At 60.0% G+C, this 6,000-nt stretch carries 7 protein-coding genes; all 7 read left to right on the forward strand.

The genetic code is table 11. The features are described from left to right. Positions 1-145 precede the first annotated feature (145 nt). Positions 146-1,600 (forward strand): NAD(P)-binding domain-containing protein, encoded by a 1,455-nt coding sequence (locus AC2CF9_RS13465; RefSeq protein WP_484557237.1) that lies wholly within the window; start codon positions 146-148, stop codon positions 1,598-1,600. Continuing rightward, the gene (locus AC2CF9_RS13470) at positions 1,597-2,079 is read left to right on the forward strand and encodes a CMD domain-containing protein (RefSeq protein WP_094112234.1); all 483 of its coding nucleotides are present in this window, start codon (positions 1,597-1,599) and stop codon (positions 2,077-2,079) included. Before AC2CF9_RS13465 ends, AC2CF9_RS13470 begins: the two co-directional genes overlap by 4 nt. Next, the gene (locus AC2CF9_RS13475; protein WP_104085444.1) at positions 2,076-2,642 is read left to right on the forward strand and encodes a peroxidase-related enzyme; all 567 of its coding nucleotides are present in this window, start codon (positions 2,076-2,078) and stop codon (positions 2,640-2,642) included. The genes AC2CF9_RS13470 and AC2CF9_RS13475 overlap by 4 nt, the downstream gene beginning before the upstream one ends. Positions 2,643-2,651: 9 nt before the next feature. Continuing rightward, positions 2,652-3,389, forward strand: coding sequence for an amino acid ABC transporter ATP-binding protein (locus tag AC2CF9_RS13480; RefSeq protein ID WP_484557238.1), 738 nt, complete (start codon positions 2,652-2,654; stop codon positions 3,387-3,389). Between the two features lie 20 nt (positions 3,390-3,409). Further along, positions 3,410-4,225 (forward strand): transporter substrate-binding domain-containing protein, encoded by an 816-nt coding sequence (locus AC2CF9_RS13485; RefSeq protein WP_150018798.1) that lies wholly within the window; start codon positions 3,410-3,412, stop codon positions 4,223-4,225. 86 nt (positions 4,226-4,311) lie between these two features. Continuing rightward, a complete protein-coding gene (locus tag AC2CF9_RS13490) occupies positions 4,312-4,998 on the forward strand; it encodes an amino acid ABC transporter permease (RefSeq protein ID WP_223810731.1) in 687 nt (228 codons plus the stop codon). Positions 4,999-5,012: 14 nt separating this feature from the next. Further along, positions 5,013-5,705 carry an amino acid ABC transporter permease gene (locus tag AC2CF9_RS13495; protein WP_039380119.1) on the forward strand — a complete coding sequence of 231 codons (693 nt, stop codon included), beginning with the start codon at positions 5,013-5,015 and terminating at the stop codon, positions 5,703-5,705. Positions 5,706-6,000 lie beyond the last annotated feature (295 nt).

Here is a 6,000-nt window from a genome sequence, read left to right on the forward strand (position 1 = left end):
CGCAGGAGGAGTATGCAAAGCCTCAGCTTTTACTATGCGTATTGACAATTATAAGCCGGTAACTATGTGTTATCAGGATAATAAGGCCGGCGATTGTGGGTATGCGTTTGACAGCGTTTTTGCGCTGACATCAGGGGATACTTATATGACTTCAGCTGCCGACGGTCTGGCCGCGCTGGAAGCTCAGCTACAGCAGGATCTGGAATACCTTGAACTGCCCGCAAAACCCTGGGTGCCTGCGCATACGGTTGATAACCAGCCGGTGCGCGATGTTGTCGTGATTGGTGCCGGAATGTGCGGCCTGGCGGCGACGGCCAGGCTGCAGCTGGCGGGTATCACCAATAGTATTACTTACGATACCGCGCCGGCGGGGCAGGAAGGACCGTGGGTCACGTTTGCCCGCATGGAGACGCTGCGTTCACCCAAATCACTGCAGGGACCGGCACTCGGTCTGGCCTCGCTGACCTTTCGCGCATGGTATACCGCGCAGTGGGGAAAAGCGGCCTGGCAGGCGCTGGACAAAATCCCGAAAGAGATGTGGATGAACTATCTGGTCTGGTACCGGCAGGTACTGAATCTGCCGGTACAGAATGGCGTCCGCGTTACCGCCATTGAACCTGCCGGGTCGCTGATTGCGCTGACGCTGGAAGGCGCAGCGCCGGCACGCGTCTATACCCGCCGGCTGGTGCTGGCAACCGGCCGTTCCGGCCTGGGCGGCGTTGCCGTTCCCCTCTTTTTGCAGGGCGTCGATCGCCGCTTCTGGGCACACTCCGCTGACAACATCGACTTCAGTGCGCTGCAGGGTAAACGGGTTGCGGTGATCGGTGCCGGTGCCTCGTCAATGGACAATGCCGCAACCGCGCTGGAGCAGGGCGCAGCCAGGGTGGATCTGCTGATCCGCCGTAAAGCGATGCCGCGCATCAATAAAATGACCGGTATCGGCAGTCAGGGCGTGGTACACGGCATGCACCAGCTGCCGGATAGGTGGAAATGGAAGTTTGTTGATTACACCGCTGCCACCCAGACGCCGCCGCCGCGCGCCTCCACCCTGCGCGTTTCGCGTCATGAGAATGCCCGTTTTCTGCTGAACTGCGCCATCAATGCCGTCAGGCCCGAAGCGGATGAGCTGGTCATTGAAACGACGCAGGGGCCGCTGCGCTATGACTACCTGATTGCGGCCACCGGTTTCAGCAACGATTTCAGCGGCAGATCCGAATTTGCCGCCATCGCTCCGCACATCCGCCGCTGGTCAGATGGTCGCTATCAGCCTGCCATGGGGCCGGCGCGCCAGAATATGCTGGAGGCGCCTGACCTGGGACCCGGATTTGAGTTTCGCGAGCGCGTCCCCGGCGCCTGCCCGATGCTTTCACATATTCACTGTTTCAATGATGCCGCGATGCTGACGCACGGCAAAGTCTCCGGTGATATCCCCGCGGTCAGCGCCGGTGCCGATCGGCTGGTGCGGGCGATTGCGGCCTCGCTGTTTGCCGAGGATGTGGAGCAGCACTATGCCAGCCTGCAGGCGTATGACACGCCTGAATTACAGGGCGATGAATGGGTGGACGCCACCCCCTTACTGAATCAGGAGAACGCGTTATGAGTGACGCTATCGATCGCGCCGCCGGGCTGACCCCTGACGCGGCGCTCTACCAGACGCGGCGGCTGCGGCCGGAGTTTGTTGATGGCGCAGAGGCGTGCCGTCGCTCCGTGCTGACACCGGAAGATGACCAGGGCCTCTCTGCAGCCCTGCGGCTGGCGCTGGCGCAGCGCATGGCGCGGCTGAATCAGGATAGCGCGCTGGAGCAGGCGTATCAGCATGAGCTGGCGCAGCTGCAGCCGGCGGATGAGCTGCTGGCGCTGGCGGAAGGTGCGCTGCCGGCAGGCGAACCGCTGGCGACAATTGTGCGTCATACCGATCTGGTCACGTCTCAGCCGGTGCAGGCCACCGAGCAGCACATCCGGCTGCTGGAGCAGGCGGGGCTGAATAACCCGCAGATTGTGGCGCTCTCTGAGCTGATCGCCTTTGTTAACTTCCAGACGCGCGTTGCGGCTGGTCTGCGCCTGCTGAGGTCAGCATGATCCCCTCTGTTTCCCTGAAGCCGCTGCACTGGCACCCCTATATTGCGCCGGTCAGCGTAGATGACGCCACGCCGGCCCAGCGCGATGCGATGAAAATCACACCCTCCAATAAGAAGGTGTCGGAGTATGTCCGCACGCTGGTACACGATCCGGAGAGCTACACCGCACGCACCGGGCTGTTCAACGCCATCATGTATGTTGAGGGCGGACTGAATCGCGCCGATCGCGAGCTGGGCGCGCTGGGCGCGTCAATCGTGAACGGCTGCCGCTACTGCGCGGTGGTACATGCGCGCCGGCACGTACAGCTGGCTGAAAACGACGCGGTGGTCAGTGCAATCTATTTTGACCGCGCCGATGCGCTGGGCGAGCGCGACGCCGCGATCTATCACTTTGCCCGCCGCCTGTCGGTCACGCCAGCCGAAGCGACGGCAGAAGATATTGCGCCGCTGCGTGCGGCCGGAATGGACGATCGGGAGATTATCGACCTGATCCACGCTATCGCCATCTTTGGCTGGGCTAACCGTCTGATGCATGTGCTGGGCCATGCTGACCTGAATAAATAGGGCAACGCCATGTTAGAACTTAATAATATTACGCTCGCCTATGGTAACAACCCGATTCTGAAAGGGGTCGATCTGACGGTAAAGCGGGGCGATGTGGTGTCGATTATCGGGCCAAGCGGCACCGGTAAAACCACGCTGCTGCGCTGCATTAATTATCTGGCGAAACCCACAGCGGGGACGATCGCGCTCGATCAGATCCGCATGGACTATCGCAAACCCGATAAAGCGGCGATCCAGGCGATCCGCCTGCGTACCGCGATGGTATTTCAGCAGTTCAACGTCTTTAAGAACATGACGGTGCTGGAGAATGTGATGGATCCGCTGATCGTGAGCCAGCGCAAAAGCCGCCAGGAGGCGCGGACCATCGCGCTTGAGGAGCTGGAGCGGGTCGGACTCGGCGCGAAAGCCGATCACTATCCTTCCCAGCTCTCCGGCGGACAGCTGCAGCGCACCGGCATTGCCCGCGCGCTGGCCGTGCGGCCGGAGGTGATTCTGTTTGATGAACCGACCTCTTCGCTGGATCCGGAGCTGGTGGGTGAGGTGCTGAAGGTGATCAAAGATGTCACCTCTTCAGGCATCACCTCGCTGCTGGTCACGCATGAGATGCAGTTTGCGAAAAGCGTCTCTAACCGCATTGTGTTTATGGATCAGGGGGTGGTTGCCGCGCAGGGTACGCCGGCAGAGATGTTTGAAAACCCGACCCTGCCGCGCCTTGCCCAGTTTCTCAGCTCAGAACGCGTATTCTAATAATCAGAGGAATCAAGATCATGCCTGCACTTAAAACAACATTACGCCGCCTGGCCGCGCCTGGCATCATCGCACTGGCGCTGGTCAGCGGCAGCAGCTTTGCCGATGCGGTTCGCACCATCAAAATCGCTACCGCTGCAGAGTCCAAGCCGCTCTCCTGGGGGGCGATTGGTCATGAGCCGCAGGGCTATGAGCCCGACGTGCTGAAAGCGATTAATGCCAGACTGCCGCAGTACAAATTTGTGATGGAAGGCGCCGCGGATATCGCTCAGGAGACCGGGCTGGCGACCGGCAAATATGATATGGCAACCGGCGGCTACTATAAGGCTCCGGCGCGCAGCAAGCAGTTCCTGATCCCGGATGCACCGATGGGCGCCAGCCTGATGAAGATCTACAGCCGCAGCGACAGCACCATTCAGGGCATGAAAGATCTGGTGGGCAAAAAGATTGTCCCGGTAACCGCTGGCGGTGGCGTCTACAAATTTGTGACGCAGTGGCAGCAGGATAATCCGGACGACAAGATCGCCATTAAAGCTTCCAGTGCTGGCGTGCCCTATCCGGATCGCCTGAAAGAGGTGCAGAACGGCAAGTATGACGCGCTGATCCTGCCATCAAATCTCGGCGAGCAGACGGTTATTGATAACCAGAAGCTGGCTATCAAAGCGAGCGAACCGGTGGCGATCAACAACACCTATGTGCTGCTGCACCGTTCGGCAGAGAATCAGGCGCTGAGTCAGGAGATTACAAAAGCGCTGCAGGATCTCAAGGCGGACGGCACGCTGGATAAGCTGGCGCAGAAGTGGTTTGGTGAAGACGTCACGAAATATATGCAGTAACGGATTCACAAGCAGATACCGCGCCGGCTCTCTGGCAGGCGCGGCTCTATAGTAAGCAGGAGTGTTTCACCGTGAATCTATCCGCCATGATCCCCGAGCTGCTGTCAGCGCTGCCGCTGACGCTCGGTATTATGTTTGTTGCGATGCTGGCTGGCTTTGTCCTGGCGCTGATCGCGACGCTGTTCCGCGTCCGTCGTATTCCGCTGATCAGCCAGCTGGCCGATCTGTACGTCTCCTATGCGCGCAGCGTGCCGGTAGTACTGCAGCTGTTTGTCGCTTTCTACGGTCTGCCGCTGATTACGCAGCAGCTCGGCTTTACGGATTTTGTTTCACCTAATCTGGCCGCCATGATTGGCCTGAGCTTCTATCACGGCGGCTATCTCTCCGAAGTGATGCGCCCGGCGTTTCTGGCGGTAGAGCGCGGTCAGCACGATGCGGCGGACAGCCTGGGTTACGGCTTTCGTCACAAGATGCTGCGCGTGGTAGGACCGCAGGCGGTGCACTTTGCGCTGCCGGGCTATGGTAACGCGATAATTTACCTGATCCATAACGTTGCGCTGGTGATGTATATCGGTGCCGCTGATGTCATGGCAACGGCGCATCTGATTATGGAGCGCGATTATAACCAGTATCAGTTTGGTACCTATCTGGTGCTCGCGGTGATCTATTCGCTGCTCTGTCTGGTCGCCTGGCTGATTATTCGTTTCTTTGAACAGCGTCATGCGAAGTACAGCGCCAAAGCGGCGCGCGTCAAGCTGACCGCCAGCGTCTGAGCAGGAGAGCGCGCATGTTTGATACTGAAGTACTACTGCCCGATTTCTGGAGCATTCTGGATGCGGTGCCGGTTACGCTGCTGATGGCGGTGACGGTGTTTATCTGTTCCACGCTGCTGGGCGGGCTGTTTGCGTATATTGAGCATCAGCGTATTCCGCTGCTGCGTCAGCTGGTGATGGTTTACAAAATTGCCTTTAAAGGCGTACCGATGGTGGTGGTGATTTTTCTCGCCTACTACGGTCTGCCATCCGCGCTGCATTTCTTCGCTACGCTGTTTAACGTTGAGGTGAATGCTCACTCGCTGCCTAACTGGGTGATTATCATCGTCGCGCTGAGCGCCTGCGTAGCGGCGTTTCAGGCGGAAGTGTGGAAAGGGGCGCTGAACTCGTTTGACAGCGGCCAGTCAGACGCTGCGCTGTCGCTGGGTTACAGCGGTGGCCAGCTGTTCCGGCGCGTGATGTTCCCGCAAATCATCGTGGCGGCGATCCCGGATCTGGCCAACGCCTTTATGGTGATTATGAAAGCGTTGTCGCTCGCCTTTGCTATCGAAGTGGTAGATATCTTTGCGCAGGCGCAGCTGACGGCGGCGCTGAACTTCTACTATCTCGAAGCGTTCCTGATTGCCGTGGTGTTTTATATGGTGATCGCGTGGGTGGTGACAAAGGTCGCCGATATGATTGAAGCGCGGCTGCGCGTCAGGACCTGAGAGAAGAGGGCGTTCGCCAGGGGGCCGGTTCCGTTCGCCACGGGGGCCGGTTCCGTTCGCCACGGGGGCCGGTTCCGTTCGCCACGGGGGCTGGTTCCGTTCGCCACGGGGGCCGGTTCCGTTCGCCACGGGGGCTGGTTCCGTTTGCCACAGGGGCCGGTTCCGTTCGCCACGAGAGCCGGTTCCGTTCGCCGTCAGCTGCGGCAGCAGCCTGTGTTCCGGCACGGCGACCGGGCAGAGGACGCCTGGCCGCGCCCTCTGCACTCCCCGGCCCTGCGCCAGCCCCGTCCGCCGC

The sequence above is a fragment of the Pantoea sp. SYBGC1 genome (assembly GCF_057197005.1).